The following is a 3,380-nucleotide window of genomic DNA, read 5'->3' as shown; positions in this document are numbered from 1 at the left end:
GCTTTATCAGCATGGCTTTTTAAGTGGCTATTACACCCATAAATACCGACTTCCGGAAGCAATTACGGCATTGGTCGTCGCGCATTCAGGACAATCCAAAGTTATCCCTCAGGGCATTGAGGGGATGATTTTATTCTATGCAGACATGATGGATGCTGATGTCCATTTTATTCATGCCGGAACAGATATTTGTCTTACTGAAAAATAAAATGTCAGAAACAGAAAATATTAATAAGGAGTCGCTCATGTCAGTGGGTAATCGCGTTTTCACCAGGAGAAAATTGCCGGATCCTGAACTGGTTAAAGCTTTCGGTAAAATTGCAGCCGCAAATGTGGCGGATTGCATGGGGAGATTATGCGGAATGAACCCGCAAATCAGACTAATGTCAAACCCCTCCGGCAGAATTATGTGCGGGGTTGCATTGACGGTCAAAGCCCGAGCGGGTGACAACATGATGCTCCATAAAGCGATGAATATTTCACAACCTGGCGATGTGATTGTTGTTTCCAATGAGGGGGAACGGAGCCGGGCTATCATGGGTGAAATCATGTTTAATTATTTGCAGGGCTTCAAAAAAATAGAGGGGATTGTTATCGATGGTCCGGTCAGAGACATTGATATTCTCTCTCAGGGAACATTACCTCTCTATGCAACCGGAACCACCCCCTCGGGACCTTACAAAGAAGGCCCCGGAGAAGTTAATGTCCCGATTTCCTGTGGCGGTATCATGGTCAATCCTGGCGATATCATCCTGGGTGACAGGGATGGCGTCATCGTCATTCCGAAGGACGATGCTTACTCTGTTCTGGAAAAATCAAAAATATTATCTGAGAAAGATAAAGAAAAAGCCGTCAATTCCGCAGCCGGTACGGTTAATCGTCAATGGGTAGACGATTTAATGGAAAGAAAGAATGTAGAGATTATTGATAATCACTATGAGTAATAAAATAAAACCAGGAAGAACGAAAAATGAAAAGCAAGATAACAAAGCTTATTCCGGTCGTTATTTTCCCTGCGTTATTCTGGACGCTACCCTGTCCTGACGGACTGGATATTAATACATGGCATATGGCGGGCTTATGCCTTGCGCTGATGTGTGGACTCATTCTGAAGCCGTTTTCCGAGCCCATTATCAGCCTGATTATCGTAGGGCTTGGGGCTTTTTTCGTAAAAGATCCCAACGCGCTCTTTTACGGATGGGGACAACAGAACGTCTGGTTTATCCTGGCCGTGTTACTGGCTTGCAGCGCATTCAGGAAAAATGGGCTGGGTAAACGCATGGCATACATTTTACTTTCTAAATTCGGCAACACCTCCTTTGGCCGTTCGTCGCTTGGCCTGGGTTATGTCATGCTGATATGCGATCTGATATTGAGCCCGGCAACGGGATCTAATACATCACGGTCTGCGATTGTCTTCCCGATTTTCAGGGGCTTATCGGAAGCGCTGGATTCCCATCCCGACAAAAATCCCCGAAAACTGGGCGCATATCTTGAGCTGTTACAGCACGTCGTTACCATGTCAACAGCGGCGCTGTTTTTAACCGGAATGGCATCCAATGCCGTGATTGCATCGACGATAAACAATGTCGTTGGGATTGAGTTAACGTGGGCGCTGTGGTTCAAAGCCGCTCTGGTCCCCGGTTTACTGATTCTTTTTCTCAGCCCCATTGTGGTCTACAAGTTATTCCCACCCGAAATGCGTGACCTGGGAAATATAAAACCCATCGTTCTGCAAAAGATTGCGGAAATGGGCCCCATGAAGCGGGATGAAAAGGTCATGTTTGTGCTTTTTATCTGTGCCATTCTGGGATGGAGTATTGGCTATAAGATTGGCATGGGACTCTATATTGTTGCCTTTATCTGGTTAGCGCTGGAGCTGGTGTTTGGATTGTTAAACTGGGATGACCTGATGGCTGAAAAAGGCGCCTGGAACATGTTTACCTGGTTTGGTGCTTTTTACAGCCTGACCGTGGCGTTAAATGATGGCGGATTCTATACCTGGATTGCGTCACAGCTTCAGCTGTATCTGAATCTTAATGCGATTAGCGGCTCTCTGGTTCTGGTGATTCTGGTATTACTCAGTCTGGTCGTGAAGTATTTTTTTGTTTCGAACTCCGCTTATATCGTTTCCATTTATCCAGTGGTGCTGACCTTAGCCAAAGCGACCCAGGTCAATATGATGGCCCTGTCGTTGATGCTGGTCTTCTTTGGCGCATACGGTGCTTTGCTTTGTAATTACGGAAATGGGGCAAGTATTTATTTATACGGGAACGGCTATGTCAGCCAAAAGGACTGGTATACAAAAGGCACGATAATACTCATCCTTATTTCTTTAGTGCTCTTTACGGTCGGTCTTCCCTACTGGAAATTGATAGGCATACTGTAATCTATAAATAACGAGGTTTTATTATGGGATGGAAAGTGCTTTTGCCCCAGGAATTGAAACAGGATGGACGACTTCTGCTTGAACGGCAGGGGCATACGTTAATTGACGGGCGTGGCTTTGAAACCGACGACGTGATTGCAGACATGCAGTTACACCAGCCGGATGCCATCATTGTTCGTGTGACCAAAATGTCTCGCAAAGTGTTTGAGGCGGCAGCACCGAATTTAAAAGTCCTCGTCCGGCATGGTGCCGGGTTTGATGCGGTTGATTTGAAGGCTGCTGATGACTTTGGTGTCAAATGCCTCTATGCGCCTGTTGCGAACAGTACATCCGTTGCGGAGACGGCGTTGTTACTCATGCTTTATATGAGCCGCAATGTCAGCCGACTTCGTGCCATGCTGCCGGTCGACTACTATGCGGCAAAATTAAAAACGCCGATGACAACCTTAAACGGCAAAACCGTGGGGATCATCGGGTGCGGAAACATAGGCAGCCGGACCGCTAAACGTTGTCTGGCAATGGAAATGAACGTGCTTTGTTACGACCCTTACAAGCCTGCTAAAGATTTTCCCGATGGGGTTGAGGTCGTAAGAGACCTGGAGAGAATTTTTACGGAGAGTGATTACGTCTCACTGCACGCCCCCGATACCTCAGTGACGCATAACATGATTAACAAAGAAAAGTTAGCGATGATGAAACCGGGTGCTTTTCTGATCAATACCGCGCGCGGTGGGTTGGTCAATGAAGAGGATCTGGTTGAAGCCTGTAAAAATGGCATCATCGCTGGCGCAGGACTGGATGTCCTTGCACATGAGCCGATGCACCCGGATAACCCTCTGGCGGCACTGGATAATGTGCTCATCACCCCGCACGTGGGAGGCAATACGGCTGAAGCCGCCATCCTGGCTTCTTACATGGCTGCTATGGGGGTTGCCGAGATGTATGAAGGTAAGGCCCCCACATGGCCCATTCCGGTGATTGATTACCAGAC

The 3,380-nt window shown here is 47.3% G+C and carries 3 protein-coding genes and 1 pseudogene; all 4 read left to right on the top strand.

Annotated features, from left to right (window positions below; genetic code table 11):
* Positions 1 to 208 (top strand): annotated as a pseudogene (locus tag CKF42_RS20790) (phosphohydrolase); the annotation flags it as partial.
* Positions 209 to 245: 37 nt separating this feature from the next.
* A complete protein-coding gene (locus tag CKF42_RS20785) occupies positions 246 to 944 on the top strand; it encodes an RraA family protein (protein ID WP_111209102.1) in 699 nt (232 codons plus the stop codon).
* A 26-nt stretch (positions 945 to 970) separates the two neighbouring features.
* Positions 971 to 2,389: a DASS family sodium-coupled anion symporter gene (locus CKF42_RS20780; RefSeq protein WP_111209100.1), complete on the top strand. Its 1,419-nt coding sequence runs from the start codon at positions 971 to 973 to the stop codon at positions 2,387 to 2,389.
* Between the two features lie 23 nt (positions 2,390 to 2,412).
* Positions 2,413 to 3,380 (top strand): hydroxyacid dehydrogenase (locus tag CKF42_RS20775; RefSeq protein WP_111209101.1); only part of this gene is annotated, 968 nt, incomplete at its 3' end.

Source organism: Pantoea sp. ARC270 (assembly GCF_003236725.1).
Classification (GTDB): Bacteria; Pseudomonadota; Gammaproteobacteria; order Enterobacterales; family Enterobacteriaceae; genus Pantoea; species Pantoea anthophila.
This window is presented reverse-complemented; position numbering and strand designations above follow the sequence as displayed.